Source organism: Magnetococcales bacterium, assembly GCA_015232395.1.
Classification (GTDB): domain Bacteria; phylum Pseudomonadota; class Magnetococcia; order Magnetococcales; family JADFZT01; genus JADFZT01.
The window spans coordinates 11,510-31,896 of sequence record JADFZT010000016.1 but is presented as its reverse complement, the minus strand read 5'-3'; the positions used below and the strand labels follow the sequence as shown (position 1 = coordinate 31,896).

The following is a 20,387-nucleotide window of genomic DNA, read 5'->3' as shown; positions in this document are numbered from 1 at the left end:
GTTCTATCGTGATCGACCGTTATTATCAGAAGCTCCACCAAGCCCTCACCCCCTCCCCACGCATCTGCTACCGCTATGGGGAGGATCAGCGGGATTATGGGGAGATGCACCGGGTGATCTGTCAGGTGAAAGGACTTTTGGCAGATTTCAATCAACGCCCGGTGGTGATCTACAGCCAAAAATCCTTCGAAGCCTACGGGGCCATTTTTGCCACCATCCTCTCCGGCAATATCTGGGTGCCCTTAAGCCCGGATCTGGCGGTCAACCGCAATCTGGATATCCTCAAGATGGTGCCACCGGCGCTGGTGCTGATGGATTGTGACCTCCCTTCCCAAATAGCCGACCATCTCCAGGAGCAAAACATCCCGGTGTGGAATCTCGGCCAACTGGCACAATCCCCCATCCCCCCCCGGGAGATCCCCCCACCCCGATTCGATCCCGACGGGATCGCCTATATCATGTTCACCTCCGGCTCCACCGGAACCCCCAAAGGGGTACCCATGAGCCATCTGAACTATATCCATTTTATTGAAAATTGTTTAAACATCCTCCCCTTCCAGAGTGGCGATGTTTTCGCTGACTATCACGATTTTGCTTTTGATATTTCAATTTTTTATCTCTTCTGCTTTCCCCTGGTTCAAGGCGCCATTGCTCCGGTCATGACCCCCCGGGAGCGGGTGATGCCAGCGGGGTTCATGCAGCAAAACGACATCACGGTCTGGGCCTCGGTGCCTTCGGTGATCGATCGCGTACGCAAGCTGCACCCTTCCCTCAACACCTCCATCCGCATTCACTTTCTCTGTGGCGAGCCCTTTGCCCTGCCGGTATTGAACTATTGCCAGGAGGGGATGAAGGTGCCCCATATCTATAATTTTTATGGACTCACCGAGAGTGGCGTGGAAAACTTCCATTACCGGTGCCAACCGGGGGATGTGGAGCGGTTCGAAGCGTTCGGTTTTGTCCCCATCGGCACCCCGCTTCCCGGCAATGAGGTGGATGTGAGCGAGGAAGGGGAGTTGCTGCTCTCCGGCTGCCAGCTGACCCCCGGCTATCTCGATGGGGTGGGGGCGGATCGATTTTTTGAGCGGGATGGCAAAAGATGGTTTCGCACCGGGGATCTCATCGCCCACCACGAAGGGCTCACCTTCTGCAAAGGGCGCATCGACAGCCAAATCAAGCACCGGGGCTATCGGATAGAGTTGATGGATGTGGAGGTCAACCTCAAGCGCCACAGCCAAATCCGGGATGTGATCTGCTTTCAGTTCCAGCACCATGGGCGCTCATTGCTGGTGGCAGTGGTGCAGATGCCCCCTGGTGAAACCATCAACCCCATCCAGCTGAAACAGACCATGGGCGATCAACTTCCCCTGCACATGCTGCCGGATCGGATTTATCCCATCGACACCTTCCCGGAAAATGCCAACGGCAAGAAGGATCGCAAAGCGGTGCGGGAGCGTTTCAGCGAAAAGCTGTTGGGGGAGTTAACCCCAGCGGGCAGAACAAAACAAGGATAAGGGAGCGCCATGGAACCCACCGAACTGGAGGCCCGCCTCATCACCCTGGTGGAGCAAGCCTGCGGCGTGCCCTTCCAGGATACCGGCTGTGGGGTTGAGAGCGATTTGCTGAAAAAAGGGGTGCTCGACTCCATGGCCCTGGTCACCCTGCTGCTGCAAGCGGGGGAAACCTTCGGGGTGGCTTTTGAAGATGACGATATGATGAATCCCGCCATCACCACCATCGCCGGGCTGGCCTCTCTGATCGATGCCAGGCAGGGGAATTAAACGTGGATAAATCGGCCAGAGGGGAGCCAGCGTGACACAACCGAGCAACAATGTGGGGATCTGGGATGAGATCTACCAAAACGGCAACTTTATGGCCCACCCCACCGAGGCTTTCATTCGCCTGGCCTTAAGCTTCGAACGTCGGGCAGCGACCTCAGGCGGTGTGGGGATCATTCTCGATCACGGCTGCGGCTCGGGGGTAAACAGCGAATTTCTTCTGCGCCGGGGTCATCGCATCCACTGCACCGATGTTTCCCGGCAAGCCCTCACCACCCTCAGCCAGCGGCTGAAATATCGGGATCTCCCCATCCCCCCCATGAACCCCATCGACCCCCGGCGCGCACTCCGGGGCCAGCTGCCGATTTATGATCAGGTCGTCGCCTGGTGCTCCCTGCTCTACAACCCGCCACAACGGGTCCAGCAAGATATCCAGGAGCTGATCCAGGGATTACCCTCCGGGGGAGCCTTCATCGCCGCCATGCCCACCCCCAACGATATTCTCATGACCATCACCGAACCCCTGGCAGACAATCATGGTCGCCGGGTGATTCAAGAAACCTCCGGCCAAAAAGGGATGATCGTCACCGTCCCCGAATCCCTGGAACAGTTTATCTCCTGGTGCGATGGTCTGGAGATCATCGATCAGGGGCAATACAGCGTCACCCTGGGAGGAAAGCACAGCGAACACATGGTGGTGTATGGGGAAAAGAAGGAATAAGACCCTCCTGCTCCCTCCCCTCCTTCAGCAGAGAAGGGGAGGAAACAAATCAGGCAAATCAGATGCTCAGGATGAAACATTCAGAAAGGGAATCGACGCCATGACCAGCCATGTGACGGCCACTGAACTGAAGCAGCGATTGGCCCTCTACCTCAACAAAGCCACACGCACGCCGGTTATCATCACCCAAGGTGGGCAGGAATCGGCCGTGCTCCTCTCCCATGAAAGATATCAGGAGCTGCAAGCCCTGGCCTGGAAGATCGACTGTGGGCAGAAGGTGCTCTGGCAGCGGAAAAGCAAGGCTATCTGGGTACAGAGGCCTCCATGAAGTTCCTCCAGGGCACTCTTTCCCAGGATGCATAGCGGTCAGCTGCTGGATTCTCTCTCTCCCAAGCATCCTCCTCTTTATTTTATTTAATCAACGTCATCTCCGGATTTTTCAAAAGCCCCTCCAGCGCCACCCCATAGCCCACAACCGGGATATATAGACTTGTCGTTCGACGAAAAGGGACCGTTCGAATCGTCCCGCTGGCCTGCAATAGATCCAATATGGGCTGCAAATCCTCATCAAAGCCCCGCTTGCGGGCATAATAGCGACAGCGAATGGATCTCACCGAGCCGTCTGGATCCCGTATTTTCCGCCTCAAATCAAGCCACTCCCGAAAATGAACCCCAGCCACCGCTTCCAGATGCATCACGAAGGTGGCCCCATCCTTGAAGGGACATCCCAGCATCAGGGTGGCAAATCCGGCATCGTGGAGAATGTCAAAATCGGACCCCCGCCCCAGGGAAATCCCCCCATCCACCTCGTTGAGAAGTGCCGCTTTAGGTCCAACAGCCGCATGGGAGTGGAGAGGACATGGACTGCGGACCGCACCATCCAGCTGCCGGAGATATTCCGAAAAGCTGCCCACCGCCAGGGAAGGGGTGGTCGCCGCATCGTAGATCAGGTTGGGGTCGGCCCCCAAAAGATAGGTCGGCACGGCGATGGTGCCCCCCTCCCCCACGACGCTACGCAGCGCCCGGTAGACCATCTCCACCCCCCCCTGGAGCACCCCAAACCCCAGCAGGGTGGAGTGGACGATGATGTCTGCCCCCACCTCTACCCCACAAGCCCGGATGTGGGCCGCCATCTGCTCCTGATCGGTGACACTGAGGGTCATATCAACCTTCCGTTCAACCCATCCTCTCCCCGAGGGGAACGAATGTGGCTCTCATTAACGTAAAAAAAAGGGACCGGACTCACCAGGTCAGGGATCAATACCAAACGGCCACGGGATAGATTGTCAGCCAATCACTCAAAAAATGACCCGATTCCCACCCCTGCGACCCATTTTTGACTCCCTCCCACCCAATATGACCAATTGCGAATGAAATGTGACTGGCGGCAAGAGTTTTGGGGAAAACTATTACAATATATTAATTCAAATGACCCGAATTTTCTGAAAAAATGGAATCGAATCAAATAAAGAAAACCGCTCTGATGCGGGCTATCGCGTTCAACGGGAGATAAAAGATGACACCCTCCACAAAGAGACATCTGGTCACCCGGAGCTTGACGGTCACCGAAATGGTCTGCCCCGAGTGTGAAGAGATCATCACTGAAGGTCTCGGAGCCTTATCCGGAGTCCAGGAGGTTAAAGCCTGCTTTGGTGATAACCAGGTAACGGTCACCTACGATCTGTTTGAAACCCACTTTGGGGAAGTAGAGCACTTTTTGACTGAAATCAGCTATCCCCCGGCAGATGGATTCATACAGCGCAAAAAACGGGACTGGATCCGCTATACCGAAAAAAACGAGTTGGATAATCTGAACCACAAGGCCCCCTGCTGTAGCAAACCGCCGACTGGGGCCTGATGGTCGGCAGTGGGATGTGGAAAATCTGGATCTGTTCGTTAACCGGCAAACCCTTATTTGAGGAGAATGGTCATGATGGGTGGCGCTGCAACAGGCTTTGGCATGGGGTTCGGGTTTGGGCACGGCCTCTTTGGCGGGGTGTGGATGGTATTCATCTGGCTACTGCCCATTGTACTGATTCTCTGGGCTCTGGAGGTTCTGTTCGACAAGGGTAAATAAGGATTTGCAACACCCGCCAGGCTCGGATGCCAGGGCTTTTTCAACCAAGAGATGCAGTCGATTTTCCGTTATATCAGTGGACAGGCAGGTCGGAGAAAACAATGAACACCAAACCAAAAATCCTCGTTCTGGGTGGCAGTTTTGCCGGACTCGCCGCAGCCTTTGAGCTGAAACACAAGCTAAAGGATCGCGCCGAAATCACCGTCCTTTCCAAAGATCCCCAGTTCGTCTTCATCCCCTCCCTGATCTGGTTGGTCCCGGGATGGCGACAGCCCGAGGAAATTGTATTCGACCTGGAGCCTGCCTTGACCCGCCACGATATTCGCTTCGTTCAAGGTATAGCCAAAAAAATCGACGCTGAAAAAAACCGGGTGCTCACCCATAACGGTGAGATGGCCTATGACTATCTGGTGGTCGCCACCGGCCCCCGCATGGCGTGGGAAGCCGTACCCGGTTTGGGACCCCATGGGGGGCATACCCTCTCTGCCTGCACCCTGCCCCACGCCATCGAAGCGGCCAAAGCGTGGCAGGATTTTCTTAAAAATCCCGGCCCGGTGGTGGTGGGGGCGGTCCAGGGAGCGAGCTGCTTTGGGGCCTCCTACGAAATTCTCCTCAACCTCAATCGGGCCTTGAAAGTCGCCGGTGTTCGGAATCGTTCCCCCCTCACCTTCATCACCGCTGAGCCTTTTTTGACCCACTTCGGCATCAACGGCTTTGGCTCGGCCCAACCCATAATCGAAAAATTTTTCCAACGGGCGGGCATCAACTGGCTCACCAGCAACGTGGTGGAAAAGGTTACCCCCGGTGAAATCCACACCCGGGATAACGGCGTGCTGCCCTTCAACTATTCGATTCTGATTCCCCCTTTCCAAGGGGTCGGGGCGGTAAAAGAGTCCCTGGGGATCGGTAACGCCATGGGCTTTGTCCCGGTCAATGACCGCTACCAGCATCTGGAAGTCCCCAACATCTATGCCGCTGGCATCTCGGTGGCGGTCTCCCCCCCCGCCCCCACCCCGGTGCCCTGTGGAGTGCCGAAAACCGCCCACATGTCCGAACAGATGGCGGCGGTGGCTGCCCACAATATCGCAGCCGACATTCTCGGTGGCCCCCCAAAAGAGGTCCCCTTTCCCAAGACCGCTGCAGTCTGCGTGATGGATGCCGGTAATCAGGGCGTGCTCATGGTGACCGACCGGATTTTCGCACCGCGAAAAATCCAGCTGCTCATCCCCGGCCCCTGGTCCCATTGGCTCAAAATAGTTTTGGAAAAATATCTGATCTGGAAACTGCGTACGGGACGGATGCAACTCCCCTGATCGATCCAGTTGGAGAACGTAGCCAACAGGTGCTTCAGAAAGGCTTCTCTGGCAAGGAGACCATCACGAAAAACGTGTAGAAACATACTTTTTTGAGAACGAATTCAACAAAGAGGGCACTAATGGTGTATGATGCCCATGATCCAACCCAAGATTGGATCATGGATAACCATCGGACAAACCAGTGCCAAAGGACAAACTCAGCATAAAAAACATATGGAGAATAAAAACAGACAAAATCAACCCGACCCAACAGAACAACGGTCCAGCCCCAAGGCGCTCCTTCTGGGAATCGTGGCTGTCGTGTTGGTGGGAGGCTATTTGGCCATGAGGTCACATCAGGGAAAAAACCAGCCCCCATCCAATCAAAGCCCCGTGGTGGTGACACCCCCGGCCCAGCTCCCGGCAGAACATGAAGCGGGCGCAGGGATTTTTCAGAAAAACTGCCTCCAGTGCCATGGCCTGTGGGCAGAAGGAACAGATCAGGGTCCACCGCTGATCCACGCCTACTATAAACCCACCCACCATGCCGATTTCAGCTTTTATCGGGCGGTAGAGTCCGGGGTTCGGGCGCACCATTGGTCCTTTGGGGATATGCCCCCGGTCCCGGATGTCACCCGGGAGATGATGGAACAGGTGGTCCCCTTTCTCCGCTGGTGGCAACAACAAAACGGGATCTCCTGATGTCTGATCGTCAGAAATCCCGGAGGGGAACCGTCACCCGGATCGTGACAGGCATCATGGGCCTGATGGTGGGCGTGCTTTTGCTAGCGTGGCCACAAGCATGGGCCAACGGACTCGATCTGGCGGATGGCAAGAGCCTTTATGTGGAACAGTGTCAGGAGTGCCACGGACTGGATGGGGAAGGGTTGGAAGGGGATTGGCAGGAGCCTCTGCCGGGTCCGGACTTGAAATATCCCCCCCCACCCCTGGACCACTCCGCCCACGCCTGGCACCACCCTGACAGCCAGCTGGCTGAAATCATCGCCCAGGGGGGAGAGGATGGCCGGATGCCGTCATTCAAGGAGCGCTTGAGCGGTCGGGAAATTCAGGCCATCATCCGCTACCTACACACCCTCTGGAAGCCCGAACAGTTTGAATGGCAGCAGGCACTGGGTCAGCTGGAACCGGCAGAGATAAAACACTGATCAATCCCCTTCCCCCATGAAACCTAGATGGGGAAGCCGGATTTTACAGGATAAATTTTACAGGATAACAAGCCGGATCTCCCGGAAGGGATCCGCCTCTACGTCAGGAGATAAAGAGATGGGCCAGAAAAAATCAGCAAAATCACCCCAAAAAACCAATCAGGCAACACCCCCAGCCGCCAAGAAAAAATCCGGTCTCCTCATCGCCGGTATGGCGGGGCTCGCGGCGCTCATCGTCGGTGGCTGGCTCTTTTCCACCAAACAACCCGAAGCGGCTGAGATGATCGTCTTTAAATCCCCCTCTTGCGGCTGCTGTGGCGGTTGGGTGGAGTATCTGAAGGCCAACGGCATGACGGTCTCGGTACAAGATGTCGATGAGATGGATTCGGTCAAGCGCCGCCTGGGGGTTCCCTTCCAGGCCGCCTCCTGCCACACCGCCAAGATCGGTGGCTATGTGATCGAAGGACACGTTCCCATTGAGGATATCCGCAAGCTGCTGGCCCAAAAGCCCCCGGTCACCGGCATCGCCGCCCCGGGCATGCCCATCGGCTCACCCGGCATGGAGGTTCCTGGTGAAGAGCCGGACAAGTATGATGTGGTCACCTTTACCGAAGATGGCCAGATGAGCCTCTTTGCCAGCCATTGATCCAAGCCATTCCCCTCCTTCCTGGCATCCTGATTTGCAGCGGTGGGGTTGTTAAGCGTGGTATCGCCAAAGAGACCCACAAGAGACAGCCCCACCGCCAAATCGTCCCCCCGTTCCTACCAAAACCCCTCCCCACCCACTAAAGCCCCTCCGCGCCTGCTGGCAGGGGGGGATTCTGCTCATACCGCTTCAGGCTCTTGTTCCAGGAGGTCTCCTTGCGATCTTCGTGGACATCCGGAAAAATCTCGAAAAATCGCTCCACATAGGCCCGATTGTAATCTGCCTCAAACCAGGGAATGTGGTGATCCCGGGTGGGCTTGAAGCGGTTTTTGCCGTAGCGTGCCCCCCACGCCTCCAGGCTTCGGGGCACATCAAATCCCCGGGCCGCCACCAGCTCCGCCAGATGGGAGCCGGGATAGTAGACATAAAACCCCACCTGATAGATCACGCCTGGATTTAAGGATTGCCAGAGGTCGAGATGTTGTCGATCCTCTTCCAGATGTGCCAAAGGGGCGTCGGGAATGGCAAAAAGAAAGCTCACATAGGGCTTGATCCGGGTTGCCCCCATCATGGAAATCACCTTTTCCATGCGTTTGGGGCTGTTTTTTTTCCGGAGAATTTTTTGGCAGGTCCGGTTCATGGACTCCACCCCGAAAAAGACCGCATCGAGCCCGGAGCGATCCAGATCGGCATACTCTTGGGCGGTGAGCTTGTCGAACTCCGGAATGCGGGCAAAGCAGCGCCAGGTGACATTGAGCTTGCGGGCCAAAATCCCCTCGGCAATCCCCAGTAAAAACTCTTTTTCCGGCGCCAGGGTGGCATCGCTGAACCAGAGCTGGGAGAGGTCATAGGTGCGGATCAGATAGTCGATATCCGCCAGGGTGCGTTCCAGAGAAACCCGGTTCCAGGCGTGTTTTTCTCCCCAGGGGCAAAATCCACAGGAGCCGGGACATCCCAGGGAAGGCATATAGTTGAGCACCCGGTTTTGGGTGAGCAGGCTTGAAAAATCGAAATCCTCAAAGGGAATCCGGGGATAGACCAACTCGTCACTGCGATAATCGACGATCCCCGCCCCGGGATCATTGGCAGCCGGGCTGGATGAGGTGAGCACATTGGGAATGGTATTGATTTCAGCCCTATCCCCGGCTTGCAGGGCTTTGGCAAAGCGGACCAGATTGTCTTTCACCTTGCCGGGAATCACATAGTCGGCATAAGGGCTTTGGAGGGTCTCTTGGGGCAGCAGGGTCGCGTGACACCCCCCCCACACCACCGGCACATCCGGGGCGATTTTTTTCAGCACCTGGATGCCCTTGAGCGACAGGGGAATCTGGTCGGTGGTGGCGGAAACCCCGAAAAAGAGCAGATCCCGGGCATGCTCCCGAATGATCGGTTCATAGTCGGGGGTCATGAACTCCTGAATATAGATCACCTTGAACCCCGCCTCCTTGAGCAGGGTATAGACGATCAGCGGCCCGTAGAGGATCCAATCGGTCTGCTGGTTTTCCTCATGGTTGGCAGAAAAAATGAGGATGGTCCCTTTTCCTGACACGGCCAAGGATGACTCCTTTTTCAGGTAGCTTGAAATGGGGGGTATTGTAGCGGGGTCGCACACCCGGAGCCAACGCCCCCTCTTGGCTGCCACGCACGGCCCAAAAATTGCTAAAAAAATGCTAAAGAATATTGCAAAAAAATGGCTGATACCCTTAACGCGTAGATCCTGCAAGAAGGGGAGGCTCCATCACCCTGGCCCTGAAAGCTTGAGAGGCCACTTTCAGGATCACGCCCCTGCCATCGATTCATCCACCATTTTCGCCCAAAGAGCACGCCTGACCGGGCCAAACGGGAACACGCCCCATGATCCAAGCAAACACAGAAGAAGCCGACTATTATCAAGAGCTCAATCAGCAACAGCATCTCAATCAGGCGGGCCTGCAAAACAGGAATGGGGAAGCGTTTGATATCGGCCCCACCCTGACCAATCGCTTTGGTGAGCGATATCTGCCCGGGGTAAACGGTGAAATTTTTTCCCTGGCCGGAACCGACAGCTTTTATCAGCGCCACATGGGGGAGCGGATGCAGGAAAAAAGCCGCCTCTATCTGGTGCCGGGCACCGACGGAGGACTTTTGATCCACTGGTTGCTGAAAAAAGGCACGGCAGAAAGCTCCAAATATATATTTATCGAACTGCCGGAGATCATTGAGCGCCTGAAAAAAGATCGCCTCCTGCCCGATCCCCTGCCGGACAACGTCGCCCTGGAGACATCCACCAGTTGGCTGGAAAGGGCGCAAAAATTTAATTTCAAGGATTATTACTATACCGAGGGGGTGCGGGCCATCAAATCCCTGGCGGTTCTCGACCGCACCCACCCGGGCTATGCCCCGCTCCTGGCAAGCTTTGAGCAGCTCCTGGGACAGATGAAGATGGCCATGGGGTTTGAGACCAATAATCGCATCTTCATGCTGAAAGCCATCGAAAACCTGGGGGAAAACCGCACCTCGGTGCAGTGCCTGGATAATGTTTTCAAAGGCAAAACAGCCATCATCATGGCCGGAGGCCCCTCCCTGGATCTTTTTTATCCCTGGATCCTGGCCAACCGGGAAAATCTGGTAGTGATGGCGGTCTCCCGAATTGCGGCGCAGCTACAGAAAAAAGGCATCGTGCCGGACATGATGTTCGCCATCGATCCCCACGATGTGATTTTTCATCAATCCAAGCAGATGCTGGATTTTTATGAACACACGCTGCTGGTCAATAAATATCATCTCAATCCCACCCTGCTGGGACAGTGGCGGGGGCGCAATCTTTTTATGGGTCTGATCTTTCCCTGGGCCAATCCCCTCAACCCGGAAGACCGGGATATTCCCGGTATCACCGTGGCCCATCAAGCCATTGGTACGGCCTTGGACATGGGCTTTTCCCAATTGATTGTGGCAGGTCTTGATCTCTGTTTCAGCAAGGAGGGATTTACCCACTCCAAGGGAAGTGCCGAAATGGCCCTCGGGCCCTACTCCCTGCAAACCGACATCTGGGTGGAAACCAATGACGGCGGCAAGGCGGAGACCACCCCGGCCTTTCTCAACGCCCTCCCCTCTCTGGCCAAGCTGGGCAAAAAAGGCGAGGAGGTGGGCTGTCAGGTGATCAACCCGGCTCCTGGCGCAGCCAAGGCGGACCATGTCGCCTACATTCCCCTGGATGAAATCGCCCTGGAGCCGATCACCCCCTCGGTGTGGCACATCCTGCAACAGCACATCCCCGAGGATAGCTCTGAAAGTCGCCTGGGCCACTATCAGGCGGTGGAGCAGGAGCTGAACAATATCCGCAAACAGCTGACCAGCATCAAAAAGCTCACCGATGAAGCCCTCTCCTGCAATGCCAAGATGTTCGGCTCCAAGGGCCGCGCTCCCAACTATAAGTTTAAACTGCGCATGGATAAAATCGAGGAGACCCTGAACCAAAAACATGCCGCCATCAGTACCCAGGTTAAAAATTGGTATCTCAATGCTTTTTTAAAATTAAGCCGCCCGGACAAGGAGAAGGAGTGGTCTGACGAAGAGATCAAGGCGGCTGGAGCATTTTATTATCAGGTCTATCAAAAAAGCACCTTGGACATGTTGAAACACATCGACAGCGCCCGACAGCGCATCCGTGCCCGCATGGAGGAGGAAAAACCCAAGCCCAACCTGAAGCTCCTTCTAAGCCAATGGGAAAAGGATGATCAGCCAGGGCGGCTCCGGCGCTTTTTCGATCAGCGGGGAGAGACCATCGCCGACCAGCCACAACACCTGGCTGCCAAGTTGGCCCAGCTGGAAGAGCGCTTCCAGGATAAACTGGCCGCCACCAACACCAACTATGCCGACTATATCCGGGACCACATTGCCAGCCCCCGCTCCATCGCCGCCAAGGCCAAAACCTTCTTTCGCCGCAAGGAGAGAGATCGCCTGAACGCCTTCCTGGCGGGCGTACAGGCGTGCGAAATAGACGATAAAAACCAGTTTTTGGCGTTAATCCGAGGCTATCTGGCAGAGCTGGATGGAGAGAGGAAAAACGCCATCCGTCACTTTCAGGAGGTGGATCATGAGTTGATCCAGATGGATAGCCTGAGAAGCATTCTCTCCCTCTCCCTCAGGCAGAAGGATCTCGTTACCGCCCGGGAGGCGGCTGAAAAACTCTCCCGCATGTCTCAGCTCTTCACCCCGTTTTATGGAGACCTCCTGCGCTTGACCGGTGACAAGGAGCAGGCCCTTGAAATTTACAGGGGGTATGTAGAGATAGCCGAAGAGGATTTTGTCACCCGGCAAAAGTTGGGTCGGCTGCATATGGAGTTGGGCCACATGGACCAAGCCCGGGAAACTTTTTCAGCCATCCTCCAGGCAGATCCCCACAACAAAGCCGCCCAGGCCCACATGAAAGAACTCGCCCAACTGGAGGGGTGAGGGGGCACCCTTAATAATCGCTTCTGCCCCCCTTGCCCGAGCATTATCGCAATCCATCCCCAGGCAAGGGGGGCGTCAGGCTGCGCCCTCTCTTGCCTCTCAACCCCCAACACCCACCCTTTGCCCTCACCCTCCCAGCCCCCATCAACGGACCACCCAACCGAAACCAGTAAAAAAACCTGACGAACAGTAAACGAATAGCGACTATTGACATATTTTTTTACAATTCCCCGCCTTCCCTTCCCCCTCCCGCCTCCGTATAGTTATCCGTAACTATTTAGAAGTGCGGAAAAAAATATCACAGATCACCTTTGGTACGTCCCTTGTAACTCTGGTTGGTGGAAACATCGTCTATCCATTGATTCCCCAGCTGAAGCGGAATGCATTGGATTCAACCTAAATCCGGCAGTTGGGCGTGTGTGGCTGGTGCAGGATATTGGTTCGCATAGTGAATTGGGAGAAATCGCCGTCTCCTGATTGGTCACAAGATTTTCTCCCGATTTGCTTGGTGGATCAATAGGCTGGGGCATGTGCGTACGCCCAACTGCCGGATTTAGGTTCAATGGACCAGGGATGCCAAACAAGATCCCAAGAGAGTCTCATCAAGGATCTGTTTGCTCGTGGATTGGAGTCATTCATGTCAGAAAAAAATGGATTCACGCTGATTGAACTGCTGATCACCCTGGTGCTTTTTTCGATCCTGGCCAGCCAGACCGCGCCCCTGGTGGAGAGCATGATTCAAAACAGCCGCATGACCTCCCGCACCAACGGTATTCTGGGCGTTTTTCAGATGGCCCGCAGCGAGGCGATCCGAAGAGGCAACCGGGTGACCGCCTGCCGCAGCACGGATCTTGAAGAGTGCGACACCGGTGCTGAAGGAGGATGGGAGCTCGGTATTTTGGTGTTTGAGGATATGGACAATTCCGGTGACCGGGATCCGGCTACCGAAGAGATCGTCCAGGTCTATGAATCTTTTAATGAACATGGCGACACCTTGAGAGGCTCAGCCAACGTGAACAACTATCTCTCATTTTCGGTTCAGGGGACGGCGCAACTGGCCAACGGCGCGGTGCAGACCGGCGACCTGATTCTCTGTGATTCCCGGGGCTGGTCCGATCATGCCAAGGCGCTGACTCTGAGTGCCACGGGACGCATGGAATCCGTAACGGCCACCGACACCTCCCAATCCAGCTGTAGCCCGTGATGGAGACGGCCATGAAACCCTATCCAGTCCTGCCACAGGATGCCGCCATGAGAGAGGCTCCACCTACACCCCGCAGGCCGATGAACCAGCCCCCCGTGGATTCAAGCCAGGCCGGTTTTTCCCTGCTGGAAATTCTCATCGCCTCGTTCATCCTCGCCATCGGTTTTTTAGGCATGGGCTTGTTGCAACTGGCGGCCTTGCAGGGGAGCAACGAAGCCTATCTGCGCAGCCAGGCCGCGGCCCTGGCCCTGGAGCTTTCCGAACGGATGCATGCCAATCCCACCGGCGCTTCCAGCGGCACCACGACCGGTTTTTCCGGCTACGATCTGACCCAACGCACTGTCGCTCCCCAAACTTATGACGCCATCGATTGCACCGTCAACATGGAGGATATCGACGGCACCGGCTTTCCATCGGCCCTGTGCAGCGATGAAACCAGCTCCACGGGGGTGGACTTGGCTGCCGACACCACCTGCACCCCCCTCCAGATCGCCGAGTTTGATGCCTTCCAACTCTGGTGTCACTCCTATGGCTGGGGCAACGCAGCTGGAGGCTCCGGGGAAACCTTGCCGGGGTTGGATGTTTCCACCACCTGCAACGCCACCCCCTGCATCATCGGGACAACCCACACCATCACCGTCTCCTGGCGCAAACCGGAATGGAACACCGTGGCATCCAATGCCGCCTGCCCGGCTGGCAAGGAGTGCGTCACCTTGAACGTGGTGCCATGATGAAACAGACCAACACCCAATGGAGGCTTTCACCGGCAGCGGGATTTACCCTGGTGGAGCTGATGGTGGCCATGACCCTGGGCCTGGTTCTGCTCACGGGTATCATCCGGATTTTGCAATCCAACCAGGATACCTACCAGCTCCAGGAAGGAGTGGGTGAAATCCAGGAAAATGGCCGTTTCGTGCTGGACTTTCTGGCTCAGGACATGCGCATGACCGGTTTTCCCCGGGAGTCCACCATCGTCACTGCCCCCATCATCGGTATCGATGGCGGAAATGCGGCCAATGATTCAGTCACCATCCAATACGAATCCGCCACCAACTGCTTTGGGGATGCCACCAACGGCACCCTCACCCAAAATCAATATCTGGTGCAAAACAACGCCAACGGCGTACCCGAACTGCAATGCATCGGCTCCATCGCCGGCGCACCAGGGGCCACCGCCACCTATACCCTCGTGGCAGGGGTGGAAAGTCTGCAAATTCTCTACGGAGAGGATACCAACGGCAACGGCGAGATCAATCTCTACCGCATCGCCACCAACGTCGCCGACTGGAACGATGTCCTTTCCGTTCGCATTGCCGTGTTGCTGCGCACCGCTGACTATGTCAATGCCCAGCAGGATGATACCTATAAACTGGTGAATGAGAGCCCCATCGGCCCCTATTCCGACGGCCTGCTGCGGCGCTCTTTTGTCACCACCATCGCCCTGCGCAACCGCATGCCCTTTTGAGGGGGAACGATCCATGCCGACCATTCGAACCACGCTCTCCCCTGACGAAAGGGGCTCGGTGTTGCTCATCGGCCTGCTGTTTCTGCTGGTGGTGAGCGCTCTGGCCATCACCGCTTCCCGCATGAGCGGCCTGGATGAGCGGGTCTCTGCCAACAGCCACCGCATCAACATCACCTTCCAGGCCGCCGAGTCCGCCATCGAATCGATCATCGAGGAGGGTAACGGCAATCTGGATATCAACAACGTCCTGGCCCAATCGATGATGGCCATCACCCAGCGCCCGGCTGATGGCAGCAGCTACGATATGGCCGATGCCCATGTGGAGAGCCGGGGAATTATCTGTTATGACGGCGAAGGGATCGCTCCCGGTTTCAGCTTGGGGGAAGGGACGCAAAACTTTACCGCACATCGATTTAAATTCCGGGGACGGGGAGAGATTCCCGACATCAACTCCCGCTCCACCAACCTGCAGGGGGCTCGGATCATCGGCCCGGGAAGTGACTCCTCTCCGTCGGGCAACTGCCTCTAGGAGAAGAGATCTCCCTCCATGGGGCAGCTACCCTGGAGGAAGTGATGTCCATCCAAGGAGCTGGCCGCTCCTGTAAGGAAGTGATGTCAACCCATGGGCAAACGCCCCCGGGGGAAGCGATTTTCCGCTCTTTCTGGTGAGGAAAACAGGTCATGAATAAATCTTACAAAAACATCATCGTTCCGAGCCTTTTGGTGCTCTGTCTGACCGCCTTGTTCTGGGGCATGGCCAAAGCCGACGATACCGAAATTTTTCAATATCAGGTCGCCAAGGACAACGTCATCCTGGCGCTGGATATTTCCGGCTCCATGAAGGCCCTGGCCTATCGGGATACGGGAGCGGGCAACTGGAAAACCGGTACCCATGATGACTTCGATCCCGACTATGACTATTACGGCTATTTTGCCGGGGATCGAAACTACAGCTACGACAACAGTTACGGCTTTTTCGTGGAAAATTCCAGCGGTCCCTGGGACGGTAATTTTTTAAACTGGCTCGCCATGCGCCGCATCGATGTGGCCCGCAAGGTGCTGGTGGGCGGCAAGGTGCAGGATCGCGCTGGAGAGGCGATCACTGGCGGCACCTGGGTGGAAACCTGGCAGGCCAGCAGCAACTATGTCGTGGGGGATGTGGTCCAACCCGCCACCCCCAACGGCTTTTATTATCGCGGCGTTCGGGATGGCATCTCCGGCTCTGGCAACCCCACCTGGAACACCACCGGTGAGACCGAAGATGGCACCATGGTGTGGGAGGCCTTCTCGGATCTGAAGTGGTATGTGCTATTGGGTCAGCACGAGCCCTACGACTATCAATTTACCAAGGTCTACGATAACAGCGACGACTATACCCCCTATGGCGACAACACCACCTTCCAGATGATCGAAGGGCAGATCGTCCCCACCCTGGGAGGGGGGGACACGGTCATCACCCAGCTGAACGACACCCCTGGGGAGATGGTGGAGGTGGGGCAAATTTCCATGGACTGGGACGACACCCTGACCACCTGGTCCGCCAACACCACCTATGCCGTGGGAGATCTGGTGATTCCCACCACCCCCAACGGCCACGTCTATGAGGTCACCTCCACCATTGCCGACTCCGGAGGGAGTGAACCCGCCTGGAACACCGACGGTACCGCCACCAACGATGGCGGCGTCGTTTGGGACACCACCTGGCTCGCGGTCAACTTTGAAGGCACCTACACCAACCCGGTGGTGGTGGCCAAATCCCTCACCTATAACGGCTCAAGCCCGGTGGGGGTGCGCATCACCAACATTACCAACACCGGCTTTCATGTGCGCCTCCAGGAGTGGGACGATCTGGTGGCGGCGGGCAGTGGCGACCACTCTTCGGAAAACATCATCTATATCGTTGCCGAAGCGGGCAACTATACCGTGCCCATGACCAGCGGTAACGTTCTACAGGTGGCAGCGGGCATCAACACCACCAACAATACCGGGACCAACTCCTGGGTCTCGCAAAACTTCCAACCCTCCGGCGGGAACTATTTCATGAATACCCCGGTGGTGTTTACCAGTGTCGGCACCTTGAACGAAGTGGACTATGTCACTGTCCGCAACAAGGATGTCAGCAATTCCAGCTTTAAATTTACCATGCAGGAGGAAGAGGATAACGCCCAGACCCATGCCAGTGAGGATGTCCACTGGATCGGCTTGAGTCGGGTTTCGGGTATGTCTACCAACACCGGCCAGCTGTTTGAGGTGGGCAACACCGGCAACAGCGTTGATGAAAACTGGGACACGGTCCATTTTTCCCGAACCTACTGGGGCGGCGTCCCCCTGGTGTTGATGGATATGCAGACCACCAACGGCATCGACCCGGCCAATGTCCGGGTGGCCAAATCAGTGCAGACCGCCAACGCCATCGATGTACAGGTGGATGAAGAAAAATCCAGTGATACCGAAACCGGCCACGCCAATGAGGAGATCGGCTATCTGGTGGTGAATGGCGCACCCGCCTTCAATATCAAAGTAGGGGTCCATTCCGAACCCACAGGGCTCATTCAGGAAATCTCCGAAGGAATCCGCTTTGGTCTTGCGGTCTACAACTTCGACCACACCAAAAATGTCACCTCCATCTATACCGGCAACAAGGTCCACGGTGGCAATCTCCACCCCTGCTATCCCGATGTCTCCCTGGATGCGGACAGCCGCACCAACTATGACATCTGCCTGCCCACCCATGTGCGCGCCCCCCTGGAGAACATCATCCGGGTGATCGAAGAGCATCCCCTGGTGTGGGGCACCACCCCCATCGCCGAAACCCTCTATGAAATTGAAGGGTATGTGGCTCAGCGGGACAACAACATCAACGGCCATACCCAATTTTTCGACAACGGCTCCACCCAGAATTCCTATGAGGTGGATCCCTCCTGGGATCCCTACCGCTATCCGGAATTGGATGTGGTCAGCGATCCGGACGGGGTCAAGGTGGCCTGTGCCCGCAACTATGTATTGCACCTGAATGACGGCGCCCCCTACAAGGATTGGGATACCCTGGCCACCTGGGGTTCCCCCCCATCGGGGATCGGCGACTATGACAACGACAGCAACCCGGGCCCCAGCCACGACGGCTCCGGCAACAAAACCGAAATGCTCGACGATGTGGCCCTCTATCTGCGTCAGAACGACTGCCGCAGCGATATCGACAACAACCAGGAGATCATCACCTACTACGTCTATGCGGCGTTGGGGGAAGGGGAGCAAAATAACAGTGAAGCCCGGAAAATGCGGGAGTCTGCCGTCAACGGTGGCTTTGTCGATCAAGATGGCGACCTCTCCCCGGATCCGGCTCATCCGGCCAATTTTGTCGACTATATCAACGACGGCAACTGCCAGCTCAACGAATGGGATGCCGACGAAGATTGCAACCCGGACAACTTTTATGCCGCCAACAACGGCTATGAGCTGGCTGAAGTGCTCCGGGCCGCCTTTGAAAACATCATGCAGGCCTCCACCACCTTTGTCTCTCCCGGCATCACCGTCAATCAGTTCAACCGCCTGACCCACGAGGATGAAATTTTCCTCTCCCTCTTTACCCCCAACGACTCTCCCCGCTGGGTGGGCAACCTCAAGCAATACCGCCTCTCTGGGGCTGATTCGGTGTTGGTGGATGCCGATGATCTGGCGGCGGTGGATAGCGAAACCGGGCTCTTTTTGGATGACGCCCGCTCCATCTGGTCCGCAGCGGACGACGGCAACGAAGTGGGGCTGGGGGGAGCAGCCGGCATGTTGAGTGATACCCACCTGGTGACCCGCAAGGTCTATACCTACACCAGTGGCACAGCTCCTGATGAGGTGGATCTCACCCAGGGTGCCCATGAATTTGACGAGGATAACGCCAACATCACCCTGGCCATGCTGGATATCTCCGGTTCCGACCCCCACGGCAGCGCCGAACCCTATCGTACCCAGCTGCTGAAATGGGCCCGGGGGGTGGATGTTCTGGATGAGGATGGCGATGAAGATTTTACCGACGCCCGCAGCCACATAGGAGACCCCCTCCACTCCAAACCGGTCCTCATCACCTATGGTGTGGGGGATATGACGGTCTTTTTCAGCACCAACGAAGGGTTCCTCCACGCCATCAACGTCCACGATCTCGATACCACCCAGGCCGGTGAGGAGCTGTTTGCCTTCATCCCCAAAGAGCTTTTGGAAAACCTCGCCACCTTCTACAAGAATAGCGCCGCAGACGATCACCCCTATGGTCTGGATGGGGAGATCGGTTATTGGCAAAACGATGAAGATCAGGACGGTATCATTGAGCCTGCTGACGGCGACTTCGTCTACATCTACGTGGGTATGCGTCGGGGGGGACAATATTATTACGCTTTGGATGTTACCGACCGTAGCGCCCCCAAACTCAAGTGGATGATCGACGGCACCTCGGGCAACTTTGCCGAACTGGGACAGACTTGGTCCAAACCCATCGCCACCCAGGTCAAAATCGCCGGTGAAACCAAGGATGTGGTGATTTTTGGCGGGGGGTATGACTGGGATCAGGACGACAACACCACACGCCAGGCGGATGATCAGGGGCGGGGGATCTTTATGGTGGATGCCAACGACGGCTCCCTCCTGTGGTGGGCCTCCCACAGCGACAACCCCACCGCCTCCCTGGTATTGCCGGATATGGACTATTCCATCCCCTCCACGGTCAAGGTGGTGGATATCGATGCCGATGGTCTGGCCGACCGGATGTATGTGGGGGATATGGGGGGCCAGGTGTGGCGCTTTGATATCGACAACATCGACAACACCGGGGCCGCCTCCCTGGTGACCGGTGGCGTCATCGCCGAGTTCAGTGACGACACCCCAGCGGGCAACCGGCGCTTTTACAACGCTCCGGATGTGGCCTATGTGGAGTGCAGCAGCGAATCCCGCTTTTTTTCAGTGGCCATCGGCTCCGGTTATCGCGCCCACCCCTTGAACACCACCATCGAAGATCGATTTTACATGATCAAGGATACCGGCGTGGTGGGCACCTACACCCCCATCACCGAGGCCAATCTCTTTGATGTCACTGATAATGTCATCGGCGAAGGCAATCAAGGGGAGATCACCGCCGCCCTCACCAGCCTCAACAGCGCCAGCGGCTGGATATTGATGATGCAGGACTCCAGCGGCTCCCATGTGGGCGAAAAGGTTCTTTCCACCGCCATCACCTTCGACAACTGGCTGCAATTTACCACCTATATTCCCGGAGCCAGCGACAACCGCAACTGTAGCGTGGAGCAGGGGGTGGGCAACTACTATCTGGTGAATATCTGCGACGCCACCCCCGGAGCCGATCTCGATCCCCTGGAAGGGGCTGAGGATCAACTGGTGGCTGAAGATCGCTCCACAGAGCTGGATCGCGGCGGCATTCCCCCGGAGCCTACCCTCATGTTGCCCGAAGAGAGCGAAGACCCGGTGGTGTTGGTGGGACCAGAGCAACCCATCGACGATGTCCCCTTCTCCAACAAGGTGACCCGGACCGACTGGCAGGTGTGCGTCAACGATCCCATGTGCTCCTACTGATATTGTCTGTCATCACCTGAAAGGAAGCTG

At 56.5% G+C, this 20,387-nt stretch carries 18 protein-coding genes; 16 read left to right on the top strand and 2 right to left on the bottom strand.

Annotated elements, in window-relative coordinates:
• The first annotated feature begins 8 nt into the window (after positions 1-8).
• From HQL52_06655 to HQL52_06640, 4 genes are all read left to right on the top strand, one after another.
• Positions 9-1,514 (top strand): AMP-binding protein, encoded by a 1,506-nt coding sequence (locus HQL52_06655; protein ID MBF0369120.1) that lies wholly within the window; start codon positions 9-11, stop codon positions 1,512-1,514.
• Between the two features lie 9 nt (positions 1,515-1,523).
• Positions 1,524-1,781, top strand: coding sequence for an acyl carrier protein (locus HQL52_06650; GenBank protein MBF0369119.1), 258 nt, complete (start codon positions 1,524-1,526; stop codon positions 1,779-1,781).
• A 31-nt stretch (positions 1,782-1,812) separates the two neighbouring features.
• Entirely contained in the window at positions 1,813-2,499 is a 687-nt protein-coding gene (locus HQL52_06645) for a class I SAM-dependent methyltransferase (GenBank protein ID MBF0369118.1), read from the top strand.
• A 100-nt stretch (positions 2,500-2,599) separates the two neighbouring features.
• Positions 2,600-2,827, top strand: coding sequence for a type II toxin-antitoxin system Phd/YefM family antitoxin (locus HQL52_06640; GenBank protein ID MBF0369117.1), 228 nt, complete (start codon positions 2,600-2,602; stop codon positions 2,825-2,827).
• An 82-nt stretch (positions 2,828-2,909) separates the two neighbouring features.
• Here the strand turns inward: HQL52_06640 and HQL52_06635 are convergent, their stop codons facing one another.
• Complete coding sequence (locus HQL52_06635) at positions 2,910-3,662, bottom strand: AAC(3) family N-acetyltransferase (protein MBF0369116.1); 753 nt, start codon at positions 3,660-3,662, stop codon at positions 2,910-2,912.
• A 353-nt stretch (positions 3,663-4,015) separates the two neighbouring features.
• Between HQL52_06635 and HQL52_06630 the strand changes: the two genes are divergently transcribed.
• The 6 genes from HQL52_06630 (at position 4,016) to HQL52_06605 (ending at position 7,683) form a co-directional block, all read left to right on the top strand.
• Entirely contained in the window at positions 4,016-4,357 is a 342-nt protein-coding gene (locus HQL52_06630; protein ID MBF0369115.1) for a heavy-metal-associated domain-containing protein, read from the top strand.
• A gap of 72 nt (positions 4,358-4,429) precedes the next feature.
• On the top strand, positions 4,430-4,576 hold the full coding sequence (locus HQL52_06625; GenBank protein MBF0369114.1) for a hypothetical protein: 147 nt from the start codon (positions 4,430-4,432) through the stop codon (positions 4,574-4,576).
• A 101-nt stretch (positions 4,577-4,677) separates the two neighbouring features.
• Positions 4,678-5,889: an FAD-dependent oxidoreductase gene (locus tag HQL52_06620; protein ID MBF0369113.1), complete on the top strand. Its 1,212-nt coding sequence runs from the start codon at positions 4,678-4,680 to the stop codon at positions 5,887-5,889.
• Between the two features lie 327 nt (positions 5,890-6,216).
• The gene (locus HQL52_06615) at positions 6,217-6,573 is read left to right on the top strand and encodes a cytochrome c (protein ID MBF0369112.1); all 357 of its coding nucleotides are present in this window, start codon (positions 6,217-6,219) and stop codon (positions 6,571-6,573) included.
• A complete protein-coding gene (locus tag HQL52_06610; protein MBF0369111.1) occupies positions 6,573-7,037 on the top strand; it encodes a cytochrome c in 465 nt (154 codons plus the stop codon). The genes HQL52_06615 and HQL52_06610 overlap by 1 nt, the downstream gene beginning before the upstream one ends.
• A gap of 118 nt (positions 7,038-7,155) precedes the next feature.
• Positions 7,156-7,683 (top strand): DUF411 domain-containing protein, encoded by a 528-nt coding sequence (locus tag HQL52_06605; GenBank protein MBF0369110.1) that lies wholly within the window; start codon positions 7,156-7,158, stop codon positions 7,681-7,683.
• 139 nt (positions 7,684-7,822) lie between these two features.
• Here HQL52_06605 and HQL52_06600 read toward each other — a convergent pair whose 3' ends face one another.
• Positions 7,823-9,232, bottom strand: a complete 1,410-nt coding sequence (locus tag HQL52_06600) for a cobalamin-dependent protein (GenBank protein MBF0369109.1) — start codon at positions 9,230-9,232, stop codon at positions 7,823-7,825.
• 305 nt (positions 9,233-9,537) lie between these two features.
• On the opposite strand from HQL52_06600, the gene HQL52_06595 reads away from it, so the two are divergent.
• From HQL52_06595 to HQL52_06570, 6 genes are all read left to right on the top strand, one after another.
• Positions 9,538-12,117, top strand: a complete 2,580-nt coding sequence (locus HQL52_06595) for a DUF115 domain-containing protein (protein MBF0369108.1) — start codon at positions 9,538-9,540, stop codon at positions 12,115-12,117.
• 637 nt (positions 12,118-12,754) lie between these two features.
• A complete protein-coding gene (locus tag HQL52_06590; GenBank protein MBF0369107.1) occupies positions 12,755-13,321 on the top strand; it encodes a GspH/FimT family pseudopilin in 567 nt (188 codons plus the stop codon).
• Between the two features lie 11 nt (positions 13,322-13,332).
• Positions 13,333-14,052: a type IV pilus modification protein PilV gene (pilV, locus tag HQL52_06585; GenBank protein MBF0369106.1), complete on the top strand. Its 720-nt coding sequence runs from the start codon at positions 13,333-13,335 to the stop codon at positions 14,050-14,052.
• Positions 14,049-14,786 (top strand): PilW family protein, encoded by a 738-nt coding sequence (locus HQL52_06580; protein MBF0369105.1) that lies wholly within the window; start codon positions 14,049-14,051, stop codon positions 14,784-14,786. The genes pilV and HQL52_06580 overlap by 4 nt, the downstream gene beginning before the upstream one ends.
• 13 nt (positions 14,787-14,799) lie before the next feature.
• The gene (locus tag HQL52_06575) at positions 14,800-15,315 is read left to right on the top strand and encodes a pilus assembly PilX N-terminal domain-containing protein (GenBank protein ID MBF0369104.1); all 516 of its coding nucleotides are present in this window, start codon (positions 14,800-14,802) and stop codon (positions 15,313-15,315) included.
• Positions 15,316-15,467: 152 nt separating this feature from the next.
• Positions 15,468-20,357, top strand: coding sequence for a hypothetical protein (locus tag HQL52_06570; protein MBF0369103.1), 4,890 nt, complete (start codon positions 15,468-15,470; stop codon positions 20,355-20,357).
• Positions 20,358-20,387 lie beyond the last annotated feature (30 nt).